The sequence below is a fragment of the Parabacteroides leei genome, from assembly GCF_023369805.1.
Classification (GTDB): Bacteria; Bacteroidota; Bacteroidia; order Bacteroidales; family Tannerellaceae; genus Parabacteroides; species Parabacteroides leei.
Genome location: NZ_JAMBQG010000008.1, coordinates 1 through 24186, shown reverse-complemented (window position 1 = coordinate 24186; position 24186 = coordinate 1). Strand labels below are relative to the sequence as shown.

The 24186-nt window shown below is 40.6% G+C and carries 15 protein-coding genes and 1 pseudogene; 7 read left to right on the top strand and 9 right to left on the bottom strand.

Annotated elements, in window-relative coordinates; all coding sequences use genetic code 11:
- Positions 1 to 25: 25 nt before the first annotated feature.
- Entirely contained in the window at positions 26 to 2602 is a 2577-nt protein-coding gene (gyrA, locus tag M1P97_RS12885) for a DNA gyrase subunit A (protein ID WP_249389299.1), read from the bottom strand.
- A gap of 221 nt (positions 2603 to 2823) precedes the next feature.
- On the opposite strand from gyrA, the gene M1P97_RS12880 reads away from it, so the two are divergent.
- The 3 genes from M1P97_RS12880 (at position 2824) to M1P97_RS12870 (ending at position 11857) form a co-directional block, all read left to right on the top strand.
- On the top strand, positions 2824 to 5385 hold the full coding sequence (locus M1P97_RS12880) for an ATP-dependent Clp protease ATP-binding subunit (RefSeq protein ID WP_249389298.1): 2562 nt from the start codon (positions 2824 to 2826) through the stop codon (positions 5383 to 5385).
- A 113-nt stretch (positions 5386 to 5498) separates the two neighbouring features.
- Positions 5499 to 7550 (top strand): molecular chaperone HtpG, encoded by a 2052-nt coding sequence (htpG, locus tag M1P97_RS12875; RefSeq protein ID WP_249389297.1) that lies wholly within the window; start codon positions 5499 to 5501, stop codon positions 7548 to 7550.
- 446 nt (positions 7551 to 7996) lie between these two features.
- Positions 7997 to 11857, top strand: a complete 3861-nt coding sequence (locus tag M1P97_RS12870) for a TIM-barrel domain-containing protein (RefSeq protein ID WP_249389296.1) — start codon at positions 7997 to 7999, stop codon at positions 11855 to 11857.
- 272 nt (positions 11858 to 12129) lie between these two features.
- Here the strand turns inward: M1P97_RS12870 and M1P97_RS12865 are convergent, their stop codons facing one another.
- On the bottom strand, positions 12130 to 12975 hold the full coding sequence (locus tag M1P97_RS12865; protein WP_249389295.1) for a helix-turn-helix domain-containing protein: 846 nt from the start codon (positions 12973 to 12975) through the stop codon (positions 12130 to 12132).
- Positions 12976 to 13192: 217 nt separating this feature from the next.
- Between M1P97_RS12865 and M1P97_RS12860 the strand changes: the two genes are divergently transcribed.
- On the top strand, positions 13193 to 13417 hold the full coding sequence (locus M1P97_RS12860) for a winged helix-turn-helix domain-containing protein (protein WP_075557524.1): 225 nt from the start codon (positions 13193 to 13195) through the stop codon (positions 13415 to 13417).
- Between the two features lie 49 nt (positions 13418 to 13466).
- Here M1P97_RS12860 and coaW read toward each other — a convergent pair whose 3' ends face one another.
- Positions 13467 to 14309 (bottom strand): type II pantothenate kinase, encoded by an 843-nt coding sequence (gene coaW / locus M1P97_RS12855; RefSeq protein WP_249389294.1) that lies wholly within the window; start codon positions 14307 to 14309, stop codon positions 13467 to 13469.
- A 174-nt stretch (positions 14310 to 14483) separates the two neighbouring features.
- On the opposite strand from coaW, the gene M1P97_RS12850 reads away from it, so the two are divergent.
- From M1P97_RS12850 to M1P97_RS12840, 3 genes and pseudogenes are all read left to right on the top strand, one after another.
- Positions 14484 to 15083, top strand: a complete 600-nt coding sequence (locus tag M1P97_RS12850) for a MarC family protein (protein WP_195375487.1) — start codon at positions 14484 to 14486, stop codon at positions 15081 to 15083.
- 58 nt (positions 15084 to 15141) lie between these two features.
- Positions 15142 to 15764 (top strand): annotated as a pseudogene (locus M1P97_RS12845) (acyltransferase family protein).
- Positions 15765 to 15784: 20 nt separating this feature from the next.
- On the top strand, positions 15785 to 16528 hold the full coding sequence (locus M1P97_RS12840; RefSeq protein WP_195375486.1) for a NigD1/NigD2 family lipoprotein: 744 nt from the start codon (positions 15785 to 15787) through the stop codon (positions 16526 to 16528).
- Between the two features lie 82 nt (positions 16529 to 16610).
- On the opposite strand, the gene M1P97_RS12835 is transcribed toward M1P97_RS12840, so the two are convergent.
- From M1P97_RS12835 to M1P97_RS12810, 6 genes are all read right to left on the bottom strand, one after another.
- The gene (locus M1P97_RS12835; RefSeq protein WP_249389393.1) at positions 16611 to 17465 is read right to left on the bottom strand and encodes an IS3 family transposase; all 855 of its coding nucleotides are present in this window, start codon (positions 17463 to 17465) and stop codon (positions 16611 to 16613) included.
- 20 nt (positions 17466 to 17485) lie between these two features.
- A complete protein-coding gene (locus tag M1P97_RS12830) occupies positions 17486 to 17911 on the bottom strand; it encodes a hypothetical protein (protein WP_249389293.1) in 426 nt (141 codons plus the stop codon).
- Between the two features lie 92 nt (positions 17912 to 18003).
- A complete protein-coding gene (locus tag M1P97_RS12825) occupies positions 18004 to 19269 on the bottom strand; it encodes a DUF4934 domain-containing protein (RefSeq protein ID WP_249389292.1) in 1266 nt (421 codons plus the stop codon).
- The gene (locus M1P97_RS12820) at positions 19266 to 20909 is read right to left on the bottom strand and encodes a M56 family metallopeptidase (protein ID WP_249389291.1); all 1644 of its coding nucleotides are present in this window, start codon (positions 20907 to 20909) and stop codon (positions 19266 to 19268) included. Before M1P97_RS12820 ends, M1P97_RS12825 begins: the two co-directional genes overlap by 4 nt.
- A 4-nt stretch (positions 20910 to 20913) precedes the next feature.
- Positions 20914 to 21279: a BlaI/MecI/CopY family transcriptional regulator gene (locus M1P97_RS12815; RefSeq protein ID WP_122354511.1), complete on the bottom strand. Its 366-nt coding sequence runs from the start codon at positions 21277 to 21279 to the stop codon at positions 20914 to 20916.
- A gap of 232 nt (positions 21280 to 21511) precedes the next feature.
- A complete protein-coding gene (locus tag M1P97_RS12810) occupies positions 21512 to 23959 on the bottom strand; it encodes a S9 family peptidase (protein ID WP_249389290.1) in 2448 nt (815 codons plus the stop codon).
- Positions 23960 to 24186: the final 227 nt, after the last annotated feature.

The following is a 24186-nucleotide window of genomic DNA, read 5'->3' as shown; positions in this document are numbered from 1 at the left end:
AGATTAATATTTCTATTTGTTTAAATTATCCATTTGTTGTCTCTTCAGTATCCTTAGCGATATCCTCAGATCCTCCAAAACCGGTTATTTCCCCTTTGTTTTCATTTTGAGCGTCTTGTTCAGCATTTTCTTCGTTCACCTGCTCTTCCGATTCGGATAAAACCTTACATACAGAGGCTATTTCATCATTACGTTTTCCTAAGTTAATCAAACGGACACCCTGTGTTGCACGACCAATTACGTTCAGGTCGGTTACCTTCATACGAATAGCAATACCAGACTTATTAATGATCATGATATCATTTTCTTCCGTAACATTTTTAATGGCAACAAGTTTTCCGGTCTTTTCAGTAATGTTGAGTGTCTTAACACCCTTACCGCCACGATTGGTCATACGATAGTCTTCCACAACCGAACGTTTTCCATACCCCTGTTCAGAAACAACCAACACAGTATCGGTCTCTTTATCTTTGATACATACCATTCCCACTACTTCGTCAGAGGGGTCATTGTCAAGTGTCATACCTCTCACTCCGGAAGCAGTACGTCCCATAACGCGAACTGCACTTTCGTGGAAACGAATAGCCCGTCCGTTACGGTTTGCGATTAAGACTTCGTTGTCACCATTTGTCATACAGACTTCAATCAGGCCATCGTCTTCACGGAGAGTAATAGCGTTCACGCCATTCTGACGCGGACGTGAATATGCCTCGAGCAATGTTTTCTTGATGACACCTTTCTTCGTACAGAATAACAGGTAATGTGAATTAATGAATTCCGTATCGGTTGTTAGTTTCTTAACACGGATGAAAGCATTTACTTTATCATCCGGTTCGATATTCAATAAGTTTTGAATTGCCCTACCCTTTGCATTCTTAGCGCCTTCTGGAATTTCAAATACCTTCAGCCAGTAACACTTACCTTTTGCTGTAAAGATCAACAAGGTTGCGTGCATAGATGCCGGATAAATATATTCAACGAAGTCTTCATCGCGGGTTTCTGATCCCTTAGCTCCTACTCCTCCACGACCCTGAGCACGGAATTCACTCAACGGTGTACGTTTGATGTATCCCATATGTGAGATCGTAATAATCATTTCGTCGTCGGCATAGAAATCTTCCGGATTCAATTCTTCAGAAGCATATACGATATCGGTTTTACGTTCGTCACCATATTTATCTTTAATTTCCTGCAACTCATCTTTAATCACTACCATACGAGTGTCTTCATTTTCCAGGATATCTTTCAAGCGGGCAATCAATTTCTCAATTTCTTCGTATTCAGCACGCAATTTGTCCTGTTCCAGTCCAGTTAACTGGCGAAGCCTCATTTCTACAATAGCACGGGCCTGAACATCAGATAATGAGAAACGTTCCATCAAACGTTCGATCGCTTCATTCGGGCTCTTGGATGATTTTATGATAGCGATTACTTCGTCGATATTATCGGAAGCAATAATCAAACCTTCCAGAATATGAGCTCTTTCCTCGGCTTTCTTCAGTTCGAACTTTGTACGGCGGATCACGACTTCATGACGGTGATCAACAAAAGCCTTGATCATGTCTTTCAGGTTTAACTGACGCGGACGACCGTTAACCAAAGCGATGTTATTAACACTGAATGAAGATTGTAAAGCAGTTAACTTATACAACTTGTTCAGTACTACACTTGAATTTGCATCACGTTTCACATCTACGACGATACGCATACCATTACGGTCTGATTCGTCGTTTACATTGGAAATACCTTCGATACGTTTTTCGTTTACCAAGTCGGCGATGTACTTGATCAGTTCAGCCTTATTAACAAGGTAAGGGATTTCCGAAATGATAATCTTTTCGTGATTGTTTTCTACTTCAATTTCTGCTTTACCACGAAGAACAATACGTCCCCTACCGGTTTCGAAAGCATCTTTCACACCTGCATAGCCGTAGATTGTTGCGCCTGTCGGAAAATCAGGAGCTTTTACATACTCCATCAAACCTTCTACATCAATTTCTCCACGGGCATCTATATAAGCCATAGACGCGTCCAGCACTTCACTCATGTTGTGAGGTGGCATATTCGTTGCCATACCTACTGCGATACCGGAAGCACCGTTCACCAACAAGTTCGGGATACGAGTCGGGAGTACTGTCGGTTCTTTCAGCGTATCATCGAAGTTCAGCTGGAAGTCTACTGTGTCTTTGTCAATATCACGAAGCATTTCTTCGGCAAGCTTGCTCAAACGTGCTTCGGTGTAACGCATTGCCGCCGGACTGTCACCGTCGACTGAACCAAAGTTACCTTGTCCGTCCACCAACGGATAACGTAAGGACCATGTTTGTGCCATACGAACCATCGCAAAATACACGGAAGAATCTCCATGTGGATGGTACTTACCTAAAACTTCTCCAACAATTCTCGCAGATTTCTTATAAGGTTTATCGGATGTATTACCTAATTCATTCATCCCGAACAACACACGACGGTGAACCGGTTTAAAACCATCCCTAACATCCGGAAGGGCGCGCGAAACAATTACAGACATTGAATAATCAATGTATGCTGATTTCATTTCCTCCTCGATGTTAATCTTAATAATTCTGTCTTGATCAACCATTTAGTTTTATATTAATTACACTCAATATCTCACCTTTCAAAAAGTGCACTAAGGTAACGCTTTTCCCTTTATCACGAAAGTTTTTACCCTGAAATTTTATTATTCAGAAATATTGAGCCTTTCTTAAGGAATAATGGCACGAATTTTGTTAGATATATAGGGAGAGTTTATTAATTTTGCATTCACAGTACATTAATATAATAGATAGGATTCATATAGGTATGAAAAATAATTATTCAAAAAGACTGATGGACGTTATTGAATATAGCCGCGAGGAAGCTGCCAGGCTTCAGAACAGTTATATCGGACCGGAACATTTGATGCTTGGTATCATACGCGATGGAGAAGGAAGAGCCATGCAGTTATTGCGTGATCTGAACGCTAACGTACACGATATAAAGAAGAGAATTGAACAAGAGATCAAAAATACGTTTGATACGGAAGAGTCCGAACTTCACGATATCGCTATCAGTAAAACAACAGAACGTGTGCTACGTATGAGTATGCTGGAGTCGCGTTTGTTCAGAACAGACGAGACGGGTACGGAACATCTGCTTCTGGCTATCCTGAAAGAAGAGTTCAATGTAGCTGCCAGAGCGTTGAGCGAAGTTGGTATAAACTACCGCAATGTATACAATAATCTAGCAAGCGGAACAGATATGAATCGCATGGAAGAACTGGAAGAAGTGGATGAAATCAGTGATGGTTACACTGACGACGAAGATGAAGAAGAAGAAGACTTCTCTTCCCGTAAAGAGTCTTCCCGCTCCTCTTCCGGTACAGGTGCAGCACAGCCGAAATCACCGAACGATACCCCGGTATTAGATAATTTCGGTACGGATATGACACGAGCCGCTTCCGAGAATCGTCTGGACCCGATTGTAGGCCGTGAAAAAGAAATTGAACGTCTGGCCCAGATCCTAAGCCGCCGCAAAAAGAATAATCCGGTGTTGATCGGTGAACCGGGTGTTGGTAAATCTGCTATTGTAGAAGGGCTTGCGTTGCGTATTATCCAGCGAAAAGTATCCCGCGTATTGTTCGACAAACGTGTGATCAGTTTGGATATGGCATCTATCGTAGCCGGTACAAAATATCGCGGACAGTTTGAAGAACGCATCAAAGCGATCCTGAACGAACTTTCCAAGAATCCGAATATCATCCTGTTCATTGATGAAATCCATACAATTGTAGGTGCAGGTTCGGCTTCCGGATCTATGGATGCTGCTAATATGCTGAAACCCGCATTGGCACGTGGAGAAATACAATGTATCGGTGCAACTACACTCGACGAGTATCGCAAGAATATCGAGAAAGACGGTGCATTGGAACGTCGTTTCCAGAAAGTGATCGTTGATCCGACTACGGCAGAAGAAACATTGCAGATCCTGAAAAATATCAAACCCCGTTACGAAGAACATCATAATGTGATCTACACTGACGACGCCCTGGATGCTTGTGTGAAGCTGACAGAACGATATATCAGTGATCGTAACTTCCCGGATAAGGCGATCGATGCACTGGATGAAGCTGGTTCTCGCGTACATATATCTAATATTACAGTTCCGAAAAGTATCGAAGAATTAGAAGCAAAGATTGAAGAAACGAAGACCGAAAAACTGACGGCCGTCAAGTCCCAGAATTTTGAGTTGGCTGCAAGTTTCCGTGATAAGGAACGTCAGTACCTGCTGCAACTGGAAGCTGCCAAAGCCAAGTGGGAACAGGAATTACAGGAACATCGCGAAACAGTGGACGAAGACAAAGTTGCCGAAGTGGTAGCCATGATGTCAGGTGTTCCTGTTCAACGAATAGCAAAGGCTGAAAATCTGAAACTGCTGGAAATGGCCGAGAATTTGAAAAAGCAGGTTGTTGGTCAGGATGATGCCGTTCAGAAGATTGTGAAAGCTATCCAGCGTAACCGTGTAGGATTGAAGGATCCGAACAAACCGATCGGAACATTCATGTTCCTTGGTCCGACGGGCGTCGGTAAGACGCATCTGGCTAAGAAGTTGGCGGAATATTTGTTCGACTCGGCAGATGCATTGGTTCGTATTGATATGAGTGAATACCTTGAAAAGTTCGCGGTATCACGCTTGATCGGAGCACCTCCGGGATATGTCGGTTATGAAGAAGGCGGTCAACTGACCGAAAAGGTTCGTCGTAAACCCTACTCTGTCGTATTGCTCGATGAGATCGAAAAAGCGCATCCGGATGTATTCAATTTGTTGTTGCAGGTATTAGACGAAGGTCGCCTGACTGACAGTCTTGGCAGACGAATTGACTTTAAAAATACGATCCTGATCATGACTTCCAATATCGGAACACGCCAGTTGAAAGACTTCGGCCGTGGTGTCGGTTTCAGTTCGCAAGCAGCCGGTGAAATGGATAAAGATTTCTCACGCAGCGTTATTCAGAAAGCATTGAATAAAGCTTTTGCTCCGGAATTCCTAAATCGTGTAGACGATATCATCATGTTCGACCAGCTTGATAAAGATGCTATCCATAAGATCATCGATATTGAGTTACAGGGACTTTACAAGCGTGTTTGTGGTCTGGGTTACGAGTTGGTTCTTACCAATGAGGCTAAAGACTTCATCGCCACAAAGGGCTACGATGTACAGTTCGGTGCCCGTCCGCTGAAACGTGCTATCCAGAAATATCTGGAAGACGAAATGGCCGAATTGATTATCCGCGCTTCCGTTGGCGAAGGCGACAAAATTGTTGTAGACTTCAATAAGGAGGAACAGAAAATAGTAACATCCGTACAGAAGAAAGAACAGGCATAAGCCGTTTCTGTCGGTTATAAAGTCAAAATGTCAGATAGAACCTATCTGGCATTTTTTTTGTTTATACCGTAACGTCAAACGAATTATTAATACATAAATAAAATATAAACGATATGGCTAAACAAGGAAACATTGGTGTTACAAGCGAGAACATCTTCCCTATTATTAAGAAGTTTTTGTACAGTGATCACGAAATCTTTCTTCGTGAATTAGTATCGAATGCTGTAGATGCTACACAGAAATTAAAAACACTTTCATCTGTCGGTGAATTCAAAGGAGAACTGGGCGACCTGACTGTTCATGTAAGTTTTGACGACAAGATCATCAAGATATCCGACCGTGGTATCGGTATGACAGCTGAAGAGATCGACAAATACATCAACCAGATTGCCTTTTCGGGTGCAGAAGAATTTGTAGAAAAATATAAGAACGATGCTGCTGCTATCATCGGCCACTTCGGTCTTGGTTTCTATTCTTCTTTCATGGTTTCTAAGAAAGTTGAGATCGTAACCAAATCTTACAAAGAAGGTGCAGTTCCTATGAAATGGAGTTGTGACGGTACCCCCGAATATACACTGGAAGAGACACAGAAAGATGATCGTGGTACAGATATCATCCTATATATCGACGACGAAAATAAGGATTTCCTGAATAAAGAAAAGATCAGCGGCCTGTTGACCAAATATTGTCGCTTCCTCCCCGTTCCTATCGCATTCGGAAAGAAGCAGGAATGGAAAGATGGCAAATACGTTGATACCAACGAAGATAACATTATCAACGATATCACTCCGGCATGGGTTCGCAAACCGGCTGATATGACGGATGAAGATTATAAAAAATTCTATCAGGATTTGTATCCTATGTCGGAAGAACCTTTATTCTGGATTCATCTGAATGTGGATTATCCGTTCAACCTGACTGGCATCCTGTATTTCCCACGTATCAAGAGTAATCTCGATTTACATCGTAATAAGATTCAATTATACAGTAACCAGGTATTCGTTACCGATTCAGTAGAAGGCATTGTTCCTGAATTCCTGACATTGTTGCACGGCGTACTTGACTCTCCGGATATTCCTCTGAACGTATCCCGTTCTTATTTGCAGAGCGACCAGAACGTGAAAAAGATCTCTAACCATATCACAAAGAAAGTGGCTGATCGTCTGGAAGAAATGTTCAAAAACGACCGTCCTCAGTTTGAAGAAAAATGGGACAGCCTGAAACTCTTCATCCAATATGGTATGCTTAGCGATGAAAAGTTCTATGATCGTGCTGCTAAATTCGCTCTTCTGAAAGACGTAGATGGTAAATATTATACATTTGAAGAATATAAGGCGTTGGTTGAAGCTAATCAGACAGATAAAGAAGGTAATCTTATCTATTTGTATACAACGAATGCCAACGACCAATACAGCTATATCCATGCTGCCAAAGAAAAGGCATACAGCGTCTTGATCATGGACGGCCAGCTGGATATTCATGCTATCAGCCAAATGGAACAGAAGTTTGAAAAGACTCGTTTTGTTCGTGTGGACAGCGATACGGTCGACAATCTGATTCGTAAGGAAAATGCAAACCAGGTAACACTGAACGAAGATCAAAAGAATGCTTTACAGGAAATGTTCAAAAGCCAGCTACCGAAGATCGAAAAGACTGACTTTATCGTTACTTTCGAAGCATTGGGGGAAAACTCCAATCCGGTGATGCTGACCCAGAGTGAATATATGCGCCGAATGCGTGAAATGTCCGCTATGCAGCCGGGTATGTCATTCTACGGTGAGATGCCGGACAACTATAATCTGGTATTGAATACAGATCACGAATTGGTTAAGAAAGTACTTTCCGAAGAAGAACAGAACTGCGAAGACAAATTGAAACCGATCCTCGCCGATCTGAAAGGCTGGAAAGCTCGCCAGACTGATTTGCGCGAAGCACAAAGCAAGAAGAAAGAGGAAGAGATCACTTCTGAAGAAAAAGAAGATATGACGAATACAAATCATAAGATCGACGAACTATCTTCACAACGTAATGCAATCCTGGCAGAATATGCCGGTAGCAACAAGCTGGTCAGCCAGTTGATCGACTTGGCTTTATTAGCTAACGGTATGCTGAAAGGTGAAGCGTTAAGCCAATTCATTAAACGTAGCGTTCAGATGATAGGATAACAGCCGGATATAATCCAATACAACAAAAAGGAGTTCCATTCGGGACTCCTTTTTTGTATAATATATGCCAGTATCTTATCACATTTTATAATATTCTTTTGTCATATATTATGATAAAGCATTGGCATAATATGTACGAATAAATTATCACAATATATGATAATTTTATTTCCTGCCGAAAGAATAATTTATTTTTCAGACGATTTATCTTTCAACTCTTCAGGAAGTTTTCGGAATATTAGAAAGTATATTTCTGTCTTCTTTCATCTTATCCCTAAATTCCATGAGGTGTCGATACGGGTGTAGTTGTTTTGTTCAAATGCCCCTTCAATGCTTGATTGTTAGTATTTTCTTGTAGGATATATTGTAAATTCTTGCGTATGAAAATTATATCCCGTAAGTTTGTTGTTTAAAAGATTTTATACGTTAAAACAACATTTAATAACATGAATGATTCTATCAAAAAACTGAAACAAAAGAAAGTGCTGATATTAGCTTTAGCCTTTCCGCTGTTTTCGCCCTTGTCCATGCAAGCCATACAAAAAGCAGATAATATCTGTATGGAAATGCAACAGGCTAAGAAAATAGTCGGAGCGAAACAAATCAATTCTACAACCATCGAAATCCAGTTCTCTGATAATCAAAGAATGGCTTTTGACTTTTATGGAGAAAACATCTTCCGTGTATTCCAGGATATAAACGGAGGTATCATACGTGATCCGGAAGCTAAACCGGAAGCACAAATACTGGTCGATAATCCCAGAAAACCGCTAACTTCGTTAACCCTGAAAGAAGACAATAATTGTATTTTTATCAGTACGGATAAAGTAAAACTAGAATTGGATAAAAACACGTCTTTGTTGAAAGTCTCCAATCTTAAAACCGATAAAGTGGTTCTGGAAGAAGTGAAACCGATCCTTTTTGAGAAAGGAAAAACGGTTCTCACTCTGAAAGAGAACCCCGGGGAATATTTCTATGGCGGTGGTGTTCAGAACGGGCGTTTCTCCCATAAGGGTAAAGCGATAGCTATAGAAAATCAAAATAGCTGGACTGATGGCGGTGTGGCCTCTCCTACTCCCTATTACTGGTCTACCAATGGTTATGGCTTTATGTGGTACACCTTTAAACAAGGTAAATATGATTTTGGTGCAGCAGAAAAAGGTATCGTAACATTATCCCACGACACTGATTACCTGGATGCTTTTTATATGATCAGTGACGGACCTGTGGCCTTGTTAAATGATTTTTATCAGTTGACAGGTAATCCGGTATTATTGCCTAAGTTTGGTTTCTATCAGGGACACCTGAATGCCTACAATCGTGACTATTGGGTTGAAGATGAGAAAGGTATTCTTTTTGAAGACGGCAAACGTTATAAGGAAAGTCAGAAGGACAATGGCGGTGTTAAAGAATCGTTGAACGGAGAAAAGGATAATTACCAGTTCTCTGCCCGTGCTGTGATCGACCGTTATAAAAACTATGATATGCCGCTCGGATGGTTATTACCAAACGATGGTTATGGCGCCGGATACGGACAAACGGAAACACTGGATGGAAATATCCAGAATCTAAAAAACCTTGCCGATTATGCCCATAAAAATGGAGTGGAAATAGGCCTTTGGACACAATCGGATCTGCATCCGAAGCCCGAAGTGAGTGCACTGTTGCAACGCGACATAGTGAAAGAGGTTCGCGATGCCGGCGTGCGTGTACTTAAGACAGATGTGGCATGGGTAGGCGATGGTTATTCATTCGGTCTGAACGGTGTAGCTGATGTTGGTCATATCATGCCTTATTATGGTAACGATGCCCGTCCGTTTATCATCTCTCTGGATGGTTGGGCCGGAACACAACGTTATGCCGGTATCTGGTCAGGTGACCAGACAGGTGGACAATGGGAATATATCCGCTTCCATATCCCGACTTATATCGGCTCCGGACTGTCCGGACAACCCAATATTACCTCTGATATGGACGGTATCTTTGGTGGTAAAAATCTGGCAATGAATACACGCGATTTCCAGTGGAAGACATGGACACCAATGGAACTGAATATGGACGGTTGGGGTTCGAATGAGAAATATCCGCATGCTCTTGGCGAACCGGCCACTTCTATTAACCGTTGGTATCTGAAAATGAAATCGGAACTGATGCCTTATGCTTACAGTATCGCGAAAGAAGCTGTTGACGGCAAACCGATGATCCGTGCGATGTTCCTGGAATATCCAAATCCTTACACCTATGGAAAGGCTACTGAATATCAGTTTATGTACGGTCCCTATTTCCTGGTCGCTCCTATCTATCAGGAAACACAAGTAGATGAAAAAGGAAATGATATTCGCGACGGTATTTATTTGCCCGAAGGAGTTTGGGTCGATTACTTCACCGGAGAAAAATATGAAGGCAATTGTGTTATCAATAACTTCGCTTCCCCACTTTGGAAACTTCCAGTATTCGTGAAAAGCGGTGCGATCATACCAATGACCAACCCGAACAATAATGTTTCTGAAATCAATAAGAATCTACGTATTTATGAATTCTATCCTGCCGGTAACAGCTCATTTACTGAATATGATGACGATGGACTTACAGAAGCATACAAATTAGGAAAAGGTACAACTACGCTGATCGAATCGAAGGTTGACGGTAAGAACAATGTGGTGATCACAATTCATCCGACTGTGGGTGACTTTAGCGGTTTTTTAAAAGAAAAAGCGACCGAACTGCGGATCAACGTATCTGAAATGCCTAAAAAGCTTGCTGCCAAAGTGGGTAAGAACAAAGTAAAACTGACAGAGGCACGTTCAATGGCAGAGTTCCAAAATGCAAAAAACGCATACTTCTATGATGCAGCCCCGAACCTGAATAAGTTCGCTACTAAAGATAGCGAGTTTGAAAAACTCATGATAATAAAGAATCCGCAGTTACTGGTGAAGTTGGCTTCTACCGATATTACCTCCGATGAAATTACATTGAACGTTGAAGGTTATAACTTCAATACGGCAAATACGCAGAAAGTAACCACCGGAACGCTGACTGCCCCGAACGGACAGATTACTGCCGAAAATGTCGAAGCTTATACCTTAAAACCAACTTGGAATAAGGTAAACAATGCCGACTACTACGAAATCGAATTCAATAACATGTTGTATACTACTATAAGGAATACAGAACTGTTATTCGATGGACTGGAAGCCGAAACGGATTACACATTCAAACTTCGTGCCGTAAACAAAGAAGGTCATTCAAACTGGAATACTTTCAGTACGAAAACAAAATCCAATCCGTTGGAATTTGCCATCCAAGGTATTCGCGGTGAAGTGACAGCCGAAGAACAGGAAGGTTTCGAGATTTTCCGTTTATTTGACTTTGCCGAACTGGGCGATATGTTCCATACGAAATATCGTAAGAATGCTATACCGTTTGATATGATTATCGATCTTCGTACAATTAATCAACTGGATAAATTCCATTATTTGTCTCGTCAGGATGGTGGCAATGGTACAATGCTGAGAGGTTTCGTTTCATATAGTATGGATAAAGAAAACTGGATTCCGGTGGACTCTTTCCGCTTCGAACGTAACGGTGATGTCAAAATCTTCGAATTCAAGGATAAACCCAAAGCACGTTACATTAAACTAAATGTAACCGAAGGTGTTGGTAATTATGGTTCAGGCCGTGAATTGTATGTGTTTAAAGTTCCTGGAACCGAAAGCTATCTGCCGGGTGATATCAATAAGGACAAGAAGATCGATAATAACGACCTGACTTCATATATGAACTATACTGGTCTTCGTAAAGGTGACAGTGATTTCGACTATGTCAGTGCAGGAGATATTAACCAGAACGGTTTGATCGATGCTTATGATATTTCAGTTGTTACCACTCAGTTGGATGGTGGTATAGAAAACCTGGGGACAGAGAAGGTTTCCGGCACAATTGAGATCAGTACGCCGAAGCAGATGTATAATAAAGACGAAATCGTAGAAGTAAAGGTAAAAGGAACAGATCTGAAAGCTGTCAACGCTTTAAGCTTTGCCTTGCCTTATGATCAACAGGATTATGAATTTGTCGGAGTGGAACCGTTGAATCTGAAAACAATGGAAAATCTTACTTACGACCGTCTGCATACAAACGATCAGAAAGCATTGTATCCTACTTTTGTAAATCTCGGTGACAAAGAAACACTAGAAGGAACAACCGACCTGTTTGTCCTAAAACTGAAAGCAAAACGCAAAGTAAAATTCAATCTGAAATCTATTGATGGCTTATTAGTCGATAAAGACCTAAATATATGTAAGTTTTAATATCTTCCATAGATAAATAAGAACCCCTTGTTTCAGATAATTGCTGGAACAAGGGATTTTTATTGTATATTATCGTTATGAGGAACTGATACTGGCTGTAAATAAAGTACAGTAACATATTATAAACCGGGAAATATTCAACCGGAAGAAAATACTGGAAGAAAGTCTTCGCGAATCGAAACTGAAAAACGTCAGGTAATCCTTCCTACTCTGGAAGGTTTCGAAGTGATCCGTATGGAAGATATTATCCGTTTACTTAAATCTTAATCGTATTAGCTGTTGCGGAATTCCTGGGGTGTCATTCCTGTATGTCTTTTGAAATACCTGTTAAAGAAAGACATGTTATTGAATCCTAACGAAAAGGCAATCTCTTTTGTCGGCAGATCAGTCGATTTTAATTGTGCTTTAATATCCATCAACACAATGGCTGTGATGATTTCCAATGCAGTCTTACCCGTTTCCTTTTTTATGGTCGAACAAAAATGAGAAACGGTAACTCCCAAATGTTCTGCATAAAAGGCTACATTACGCTGGGTAGTGTAATGGGACATGACCAGTTTTGTAAATTCCCGGCATATTTCCTTACTCCGGGTATGGAACGGATTTTTCCATTTCCCATGATTTTTGTATAGCTCAGCCGTGCCCTGTATAAAGATGGTGAATATGGACTTAATGATATCTTTATTCTCCAGAGTACAAGGGAGAGAATAGGCATGTAAAAGAGGCTTGAAAACATCCAGATAGAGTTGTGTAAGGTCTTCCGACAAGTTTATAACAGGGTATTCTGTCAACATAGGAAGCAGCCTGATTGTAGTCAGGATCAGGTTATTACTATCCATGAATTCTCGGGAAAAGCAGGCGTAATAAAAGTGGGCATCCTGTGAAACTTCATTGATCTGTATGAAACTGTCTGGAGTAAGTGTCAGGAAATCATTTTGTTTGATCGTATGTTCGGATAAATTCAGTGTAATACGCACTTTACCCTTTACACATAAGGCAAAAAGTACGGCTTTCATTTTACTAGAGTAATTGACATATCGTTTCAATATCTCTCCCGTAATATTGTCACTAGCAATAAAATCCGTAGGAATATCAAATATAGGCATGTTTTCCTCCATACTGTTCAGATTTATGATTTTCAAAGATAGTACATTTGATTTTTATACAATGAATAATCGCAAAAACAGAACATAGAAACCCAATAATAGGAATTGATCAATCCGGTCAAAACCTTGTACTTTGCAGAAAATTCAGAAGAAAAACGAAATGAACAGAATACACTTTCTTTTGTTTTATATAAAAGAGTAAATCTATTTTATCAAAAATGTTACGATTATGGAATTAGAAAAGATCGGAGAGCATGCCGGTAAAGTTTGGCACGAGTTGAATAAGGGAAGAGAATTATCAATCCCCGAATTGAGTCGATTGATTGATCTGAGTCACGAAGACACCACTTTAGCTATTGGATGGCTCGCCCGTGAAAATAAGGTTTTTATACAACGAAAGAATGGGCAGGTTTTTGTAAGTAACGGTATTCAACAAGGATTATATTTCGGTTAATATAATAGGAAAGGATCGGAAATAAAAAACGTTTCCGACCCTTTTTATATTAAATCACTTTCATATATTCTCTTTTATTTATATAGGTAAGTGCCGCTCCTATAGCTGTACGATATTCTGCATATTCCGGAATATGGAAACGAGTATTATACATAGCCTCGAGTTTGGGGAAGATACTTTCGCATTGAGGTAATTTGGTTAGATTTCCGATCAGAATAAAATCATGTATATCGCTGTTTAAAGCTGCTAATATTACGGACTGACCAATACATTGAAGTACCATATAAATGATACCCAGGGCAACATCCTCTTGTGAAGTGTTGGCATCAGCTTTCCCAAATGTAGAAGCCGTTGCATCCAAAGGCAGTCCTGGAAGTGGAATATTACATATATCCTGTATTTGCAGATTAATGTTTGTTATATCGCCTTTTAGGGCCAACTGCACGACCTGACGTATATCTTGTGTTTTAAGAAGTAATTTGGATAATCCTAATACCGTTCCGCCTCCGATTCCTATACCACCAATATGCTCTATCTTCTCTCCTTCCACTTTGACAAAAGAAGTCCCGGTCCCCATGCTGACAACGATCAATTTATCTAACCGGGTCAGATATTGTGCACCCAGACCATTCGCCAGGAATTCGTCGGTTTTGGCAGTAGGCAGACCGTATAACGGTTGATTTATATAAGCGCTACCAACACCTGTTAGCATTACCTTTTCGACTGCCGACAAGGCTATATCATTATCATATAAATATTTACCGAATGCACCGAATAATGAGGTAACAGGATCGGTAGCTCTGACAAACATCGGATTCTTTATATCCTTCCCGTCGATACCTACTATTTTGGTAGTGCTCCCTCCTACGTCTATACCAATTACTATTCCCATAACATTTAAGTTTAAAACCTCATATCAGGTTCCTGATTGTTCGCAGCAAAGATATTATAATTATTAATAATCAGCAATTATAGGAAGATTCATGGTTACAAAAATTGTCATTTAACAAAAAAATGTTATCTTCACAAAATTAGTTATTATTCTATTCTAAAGGGAAGGTTAGTTATGTTTGAAGATTTTAATTTCCAACAAATGATCAGTGCCTTTATCGTACTGTTTGCTGTAATTGATATTATCGGTTCTATTCCTATTATTATTAATTTGAAAGATAAAGGAAAAGAGGTGAATGCCCTGAAGGCAACGGTTATCTCTTTTCTGTTAATGATCGGCTTTTTCTATGCCGGTGACTTTTTACTGAAACTGTTCCATGTAGACATAGAGTCGTTTGCCGTGGCCGGGGCGTTTGTTATCTTTTTGTTATCACTTGAAATGATTCTCGATATTGAAATCTTTAAAAATACGGGACCTATCAAGGAAGCAACACTTGTACCCCTTGTCTTTCCTTTATTGGCCGGTGCAGGTTCGTTTACTACCTTATTATCTTTGAGGGCAGAATATGCCAGTGTCAATATTGTTGTAGCGCTGATTCTGAATATGCTTTGGGTTTATTTTGTGGTGCGTATGACCAAGCAAGTGGAATGCTTACTAGGTAAAGGCGGTATCTATATCATACGTAAATTCTTTGGAATTATTTTGCTGGCTATTTCCGTTAGATTATTTACAGTCAATATCACCCTCCTGCTTGATGCTCTACAAAATCAATGATATTTACAATTACACTAAACAATAATGTAAAACAATCTTATATCAACTTTTAAATCTTATGGAAAACAAAACTATTCTTTCCGTAAAGCCGCATGTGGTGTGGCTGGATGTGATGCGGTTTGTCGCTATGTTTACTGTCGTATGTTGTCATTGTGCTGATCCTTTTAACTTTTATCCAGGAGATGTTCCAGCTAATATTGCAGATATTAAATTCTGGGGTGCCACTTATGGAGCACTACTTCGTCCTTGTGTACCCCTCTTTGTTATGATTACCGGTGCTTTATTGCTAAGCCATTACTTGCGTAAACAGGATTAGCCGGTAAGTAAGATACTAGCTATAGGTGTTCCGATGTTCCTTATCGGATATGCCGTTACCTTTTTGGGATTCCGTCATGTAACTTCTTTGCCGGATTTCACAGATGAACAACTGGAACTGTTCTTTACCTATAACTCCCTGAATGTTGTAATGATGACTGCCCCGGTATTTATGTTGGTAAAGAAGATATCGGTGTTCCTCTTGGCTTGCAGATTCCATTGGCAGCGGTTGTTGCTTTCGGTATTTCATGGGCTATCGTTTTTGCAATTTACAAAGTGGCGGGCAAGAATGCTATTAATATATTTTATTATTCTCCTTTGCAGCATTTTCAAGCTCTTATCCATCTTCATTCATATAACAATTAATAATTTAGTGATATTAAGCTATGAAGACGTTGAAATTATTTTTAATGGCCACGGGAGTTCTATTCACTTCTCTAACCTTCCAATCTTGTTTGGATGATGATGATTACTACTATGGTGGCAATTGGCGGGCAAATGCTCTTGTAACTGTAAAGCCGGTTAGCAATGATTCATTTTTCCTACAACTGGATGATACTACAACATTATTCCCTGTAAACATAACTTCTTCTCCTTATGGTGACAAGGAGGTAAGAGCTTTGGTTAATTGCAGGCTCGTAGATAAGCCGAGTGAAGGATACAGCAAAGCTGTGTACGTGAATTGGATAGACAGTATCCTGACCAAACAAATAGCTCCGGATCTTGGAGTAGAAAATGACTCTGTGTATGGTACCGATCCTGTCGAAATGCTTAAGGACTGGGTTACAATTGCAGAAGACGGTTATTTGACACTTCGTTTCAGAACATTATGGGGAGATCGCAGTAAGGCTCATTTTGTAAACCTGCTGGTAAGCGAAGACCCTGCAAATCCGTATGAGGTGGAATTCCGTCACAATGCTTATGGTGATGTTCATGGAATCGAAGGAGACGGATTGGTTGCATTTAATCTGGCTAAACTACCAGATACGAATGGTAAAACGGTTAAACTGAAACTGAAATGGAAATCGTTTTCTGGTGATAAATCAGCAGAGTTTGATTATTGCACACGTAAGTCAACTCCAGGAAAGTCGACAATCAGTGACGAGAGAAGTGTATTAAATATGAAATAGATCTATATACCAGTTTAATACGAGAAGACAAATCTGACTAGTCCTAAATAACCGTTACAGTTATTGGACAAAAATAAAACATTCAGAACAGTTCAGCAAGGCTAGCCTTGCTGAACTGTTTGTTTTTATAACTTTTAATTTTAATTTGCCTCTGATGGTGCATATACTGCGGTGTTTTGTATCCGCATGAGTAATGCGGCCTGAGATTATTATATTTATAGACGGCCTCCTTTACCAAACATTTCATCTCCGTCAAAGGGAGATTAAGATCTTCAAGCATAAACTCATGTTTGAGTATCCCGTTTATCCTTTCCGCTATGGCATTAGCATAAGGGTCATAGGATTCAGTCATGCTCGGTATGATATGATACCGTTTCAACAATCTCTGATATGCATCGGAGCAATATTGTATACCACGATCTGAGTGATGTATTAAGGACTCCTCCCTGTACAATCGGTTGCGGTTAGCCATCTTTAAGGCATTAAGGGTACCTAGAGTATCCAAAGAGCAGGAAAGGTCATATCCCATAACTTTCTTTGAATAAGCGTCTGTAACCAATGAGAGATACAAGTGCCTGTTTCTATTCCTTATATAAGTTATATCCGACACCCAGATTTCTTCCGGACGTGTAGGCTCTATATTGGCCACAAGGTTCTTGTACCTGCGGAACCGATGGTGAGAGTTAGTCGTCACATGATAGGAACGAACAGGCTTTATAAGCATGTGGTTGGCACGCAGTATGTCAAACAGCCTGTCACGGCCGACTTTCTTCTCTTTCAATACCGGCTGAAGTATATGATAGAGTTTGCGGGTACCTATATGGGGCATCTCCAAACGGAGGCCCTGTACCATCTTTACAACTTCAGTAGCTTTTTGGCGACTTTTGTTTATACTCCAGTGCTGACGATAATATTTCTGCCTGCTTATCCCGAGCAGTCGGCAGATTCCGCTAATACTTACGGATTTTTTTTCTTTGTATTGGATGACTGTTCGGGAAAGGAGTTTTTTCGGATATCGATATGATATTCCTTTTCTGCGAGATCTATCATCATATCAAAAAATTCAGTTTTCATATCTTTTAATTCAAGCTCCTTTTCTAGACGGGCATTCTTGCGCTCCAATAATTTTACTTTCTGCTCCAATTCAAGCAGTTGCTGTTCCTTGCTTTTTTTCATGGGAATATGAGATCGATTTGACACGTCAAAGTTACCATATTTTTCAATCCAACGCTTTACTGTATGGCTTCCTTGTATACCATATTTACGCTGAATAGACTCCAAACTTAACCGATTTGTTTCATATTCGTGAACTACTGATAATTTAAAGGACATGCTGTAATCCTTTTGTGTATGTCTAACGTACTTGCTTTCTGACTTTTCCATTTCGTTACTTTGTTAGGTGTAACGATATTTTAGGACTAGACAATCAAACAATAAAAAGAGCCGTAGGTCATACACACTTACGGCTCTTTTCTTTATTTCATTATTACAACCACGGGATTATCTTCTTCCCCTATCCGCTTCAACTCTTTTACCTGCTGCGGAATATCCTTTACCTCTTCATTATCTTCAAACCATTCAACCACATCACCTGCAGAAATCAAGCCCACATACTCTCCGGCTGAGGAAACCGACATAGGTTGTATAGGCAAAAAATTCGTCAGGTTATCTTTCAGACCATTTACGTACAAACTGACTTTAACCTCTCCGGTCGATTTGGTAACCACGGCATTGAACAGGGTCGGTTTATGAAATAATTCCCTGATAAAACGGATGATCATCCGGTCTTCACTATCGAGTATCTGCGTTATCAGGACGGCATTATCTTTATTCTTCATAAAGCGTTCCAGAAAATTCCAATGATATTTACCCAAGTCAAGAACAACAGCAGGCACTAAGATCCTGTCTTTTACCTGATATATCGTATCATTGTATGCTTCCTTGAAATAAATATCCTTGCCTCGGGACCATAGACTTGTATTAGCAATAATAATTATAATACCGGTCTCCGGCTCTTTATAATCAATAACGATCGTACCTTCATACGCAGTCGGGCCAAAAACTTCGATGCCAGTCTCACTTTTAAAGACAGAAATCGATGCTATATTAGAAGGATCGAACGGCTCACCTTTACTTGCTATGGTTGAACATGAATCTATCGGCATATTGTCCTTAAAAAAAAGCAGCTTACTTTCCCCATTCCCGAATAATCCGGACTTATGCAAAACAAATGTCCCGTCATTCTGGTAACTAAAAGATGACGAAGAGGCTCCCTGTACATCAAAAGGTATCTTAATCTTCCCCCGAAAGTTTCCTTCTGAGTCATAACAAACCAAATCTTTATTCCATCCGTTGAAATAAATCATTCCCGTTTCGTTATCACCCCAACAGAAAACACTATTATACCCTTCCGGATCATTCCCGATATGCCCAACCTGTTTGATGAATTTTCCAGTTCCCTTATCAAACATCAGGCATTGACTCTGGTTAGTAGAAACCAATATCCTGTCTTTGATAATCTGTACATAGGGACCTTTCCCAATCAGGCTGCTGTCGGTCGTTTCCAGCGGAACATAACGAACCTGTTTGAAATAATCGGATGCCTTCAGCTCTACCGGTCTTTCAATGGCTGTTCCCAACGGGATCACGGATAGTTTACCGTCTGTTGTTTTATCTCCATTGCATGCAGCAAGAAAAAGACAGGAGGCAACGGTTAATTGACACAAATAAGTCATCTTCATTTTACTGCTTTTTTTGCTGACGCATTTTCTGTTGTGATCAAAATCACTCCATTCTTGCCCTTTTCTCCATATAGACTTTTGGCTGATTCGTCTTTCAGGACAGAGATCGATTCAATCGTGTTAGGATTTATCTTTTCCAATGCACCTTCTCTTATCTGTTCTACCCCATCGATAAATATAAGAGGTTTTTCCGCGCCGTTTTTTTCATTTCTAATACGGAATCTCACCTCGCCCGGCAAATGATCTTCTATCGGACCGTACCCGACAACTTTTATTTCATCCGCTTTTACTTTTCCGGAATCAACCCCCTTTTTAGTTATAAGAGAAATAACGCCATGTTTATCCGTCGCGTTATATTTGGCTAAAAGTTCTCCTGACTTTTCTTTTGGACTTATCGAGAAGCTATGGATATTTTCCGGAGGGATAGCATCCAATTGGTCATAAGTTGCCACTTCATTGTCGATCAGGATCAGATTTCGGGACCATTCCACTTTCGTCTTGATCTTTTTCATGCGCTCTTCAGATCCTTTTCCCAAATCATCCAGTTGCTTTTGCATGGTTTCCAAAGGATTCACATTCTCTTTTTTCTCCTCCGGAACCGTTTCAGTCTTTATGGTTTTCGTTTTCTGCGGAACAGGAACAACCGGTTTGTCCACAGGAGCCAGTACGGCCTCGGCCATAGGTTCAGCTTTTTTAGGCTCAATAACTTCCTTAACCGAAACAATTTCGCTAATTTTGGCACTTGAAATTTTCTCCAGTTCGCGAGAGATTTCAGGACGGGCAAAAGCGACTACTGCTACAGCAGTCAGCGGAAGTACATACAGATACTTCAACCGCGCCCAGGGGTTTGATTTTTGTTTTAACATCATAGTAATTCGTTTTTTTAGTTTACTGTGATTAAAGCTGTTGGCCATAGAAGTGAAGCGCTGTGAACCAACAGCTTTTTTTATTAATAATAATTGATAATGTTTTGCGTCGATGCCATGATTGATCACACTCTCATCGGCTTCGTATTCATGAATATTCTGTAACTCCTGTTTCAGCAGCCAGACGGCAGGATTGAACCACTGAAGTATCACACAAAAACTACAAATCAACATATCCAAAGAATGGTGAGCACCTATATGAGCCAGTTCGTGTGTCAATATCTCTTCGCCGCTTTCTTCCATATCTTTCCGGGAAATAACAATGTATCCCATCCAACTGAATGGACAGATCAGGTCGTTCGTAACTACCAGTTTGCATCCTTTGGAAAGAACCTGCTTCTCTCCTTTCCCGACCATCCGCCATATACGGAATGTAGAATAAAGGAAACGAAGAAAAAAGAAAATACAGCCGACCAGATAAACGACAAACAAGAACGGAAGCCAGAAAGACTGAGGTGTCTGTACTTCTGTTTCCGTCTGCATCTGCGCCATTTGTAAAAGGTACTCCAAGTTTTGTAACGGGCGTTGTATGGCTACAGGCTCATCCGTCATTATACGGATAAAAGGAATGGCTACGGAGAGAATAACGACACTCAACAATGCGATCCGGTTAAAACGATGAAATGTTTCACGGCTTAACAACAATCTGTAAAACAGGTAAAATACTGCCAGACATACAGACGATTTAAGGATATAAACAAAGAAATCTCCCATAATATTAATCCTTATTTGCTTGTTCCACTTCGTTCAGTAATTGCCGGAGTTCATCCACGGAAATATCCTCCTCCTTTATCAGCGAAGAAACAACTCCCAGATAAGAGTTATTGAAATATTTGGCAATGACATTTTTCAATGTGCCTTTACTGTACTCTGCTTCGCTGACTGCACTATAATACTGATAAGTGTTACCGAATGTATTATGTGAAAGAAAACCTTTCTCCTCCAATCCCCGGACAATAGTCGACAAGGTATTGAAATGAGGCTTAGGTTCCTCATAATATTCTAGCAGTTGCTTCACGAACAAAGGGCCTTTCTCCCAGAAATAGCCCATGATCTCTTCTTCTTTTGCAGTCAATCGCTTCATAATTTCCATTGTTTACGGCAAAGAAACTAAAAGTTTTAGTTTTAAAACTAAATTCATTAGTTAATAAACTAAAAGAGATCGTTTTTCTCTCTTGTCATCTTTTTTTGCACTATTCTTTTTTATCTATGTTTCATTTTTATTGTCCTATTTATGCAAAAAGAGGCTTCCGCATTCGATGCAGAAGCCCCTTTAGTCTTACCGTCAAAAGATTTTTCGAACGTTTCTGAAAAACTTATCGCTTCGGTATATCCACCGACTTATCCGATTTTCCTAACAAATGTTCAGAGAAGTAATCGACCATTCGCCAGTAGAAGTATTCGTCCATATCGCCGAAACCGTGGCGTTGCTGCGGTAAAAGCAGCATGTCGAAGCGCTTATTGGCACGGATCAAACCATCTACAACGCGCATCGTATTACCCGGATGGACATTGTTGTCTATATCACCGTGAACCAACAGTAAATGGCCTTTCAACTGTTTTGCCAGTTCCTGATTACTCTTTATATTGTATGTAAATGTCGTATCGCCTTTTTCCGATACTACTTCTTTCACACCATGATGTGTTTCACTCCACCAACGGTTATAGATCTTGTTATCATGGTTACCGGCACAGGAAACTGCCACCTTGAAGAAATCCGGATATTGCAGGATTGCTGCTGTCGACATAAAACCGCCTCCCGAATGTCCATGGATACCTACACGATGGATATCGATAAACTTATTTTTATCAGCCAACTGGATAATGGCCGTTTTCTGATCTGCCAGTCCATAATCACGTAAATTACCGTATCCGAAGTTATGATACCATTTCGAACGACTCGGATGACCGCCACGGTTACCGACAGAAACAACAATGAATCCAGCCTGAGCCAAACGGTCTGTACGAACGCTCATACGGGTAAACGGATAACGGGTTGCTTCCACCTGAGGACCGGGATAAACGTAATCGATAACAGGATATACTTTAGTCGAGTCGAAGTTGAACGGTTTGTACATAACACCATAAAGGTCTGTCACACCGTCGGCAGCTTTCACCTTGAACGGTTCCGGGAACTGGTAACCGGCTGCAAACAGTTGTGAGAAATCGCTTTCTTCCAGGTCCATAATCTTCCGGCCTGTATTATCCAACAGGTCTGTCTTAGGAACCGTATTGATGCGGGAATAATTATGGACAATGAATTGTGCATTATCATCTATGCGGACATCATGGAAATAATCACCGACTGAAACCATCTGCAAGCCGCTTCCATCCAGGTTCGCCCGGTAAAGATGTTCATAATAGGGATTCTCGTCCTTTTCCCTACCATTGGCAAGGAAATAAACGACACGCTTGGCTTCGTCTACTTTTACGATCTGGTCGACATGCCAGGGGCCTGATGTGATACGGTTTTTCAGGTTGCCTTTATCATCGTAGAGATACAGATGTGCCCAGCCGTCGCGTTCGCTCCAATGGATCAGTTCCTTGCCATTGTTTACGGATGCCAGCGGACGGACTTCGATATAGGTATTCATACGCTCTTCGATGATCGGACGGATCGAATCTTCACCGATGGTATACGTACAGATGTCGATACGGTGCAGGTCACGGCTGGAACGGGTAACGAAGAAACGGTTATTATCACCCAGCCAGATATTTGGCAGCTCCTTCATATCACGTTGTTTTTGCAAGCGGGGTTGACGAGCCATGCGGATGGTCTGGTCTTTAAAAGCCCAGGTGTTGATCTCTTTATAAGAGTTATTGGTCATATCGAACAGATACAGATGGCTGATCGGCGCTTCTTTTTCACCCGGCATTTGGTACTTGTATGTTTCCAATGTCGGACGCGGGGTTGCCATGGCATTGATCACCCACAGGTCTTTCACCTCGCGGCTATCTGAGATAGATACGGCAAAGTGACGTGAATCGGGTGACCACAATAAGTAACCCGGATTTTTTCTTTTGCCGTTACATAATGTATCCGTATTTAAAATGCTGTAAGGCTGCCCGAAACCAAAGTCTTTTACTCCGGTGGTTGTCAGCTGTATTTCCGTAACGGTACTGTCTTTGTCATCCTTTTTCAGTTTCTCGTAATCTTCACGCGACATACGGTACAGATTCAGGTCTTTTGCATAAACAACGGTTTTACCGTCCGGAGAAATAGAAGCCCAGTCGGGATATTCCGTATCTTTCTTTTTATCGGCCAGATGCGTCAGTTTACGGGTAGGATAATCATAAGAGAAATAGAAAACTTCTTTCTTCGTTTTATTATCTTTATCCGTACTATCTTTCTTCGCATCCTGTGAAGAGGTCACCTGAAACGTAAAAGTACGTCCGTCCTCTCCTGCCTCCAGTTTCCGGATAGGTAACTGTTGAGCGATAAACGGGTCTTTTACGATCTCCGTAAGTTCTGCTGCCAGCTTATCCTGATCGAATAGAGGACGTTTCGATTTAGCAGAAGGATTAACCACATACCAGACATTCCCGTTTCCGGTTTTATATTCATACCAGAAACAATTACCAGCCTTAAACCAATGTGGATCTACTGAAGTAGAAAACAACATCGTCGGCAATTTATCACCGGCAAACCGTTCCGCTTGCGTATAACCCGGAAGCGGATCGTCTGCTGAATTTGTTTGTGCACTCACGCCCTGAACAAGAAAAAGCCCTGACGCTAATAAGAGTAAATGTAAATGTTTTTTCATGTTTTACAATTGTGTTATATTGTTTGCTTGCAATTCATACAAATGTAAGTAAATATTTTTTCTTTCGCCATATAAACTAAAAATCCCCTGTCTTATCAACTGAAGTGCACCCCAAAAGTTAGACATAAAACTTTAGGGGTGCATTTTTTATGTATAGACATCACAGTTTTGAAGAGAAACTAAACATTGTAACGAAAATTCAGCATGGTATTCCTCTTGGGCGATTA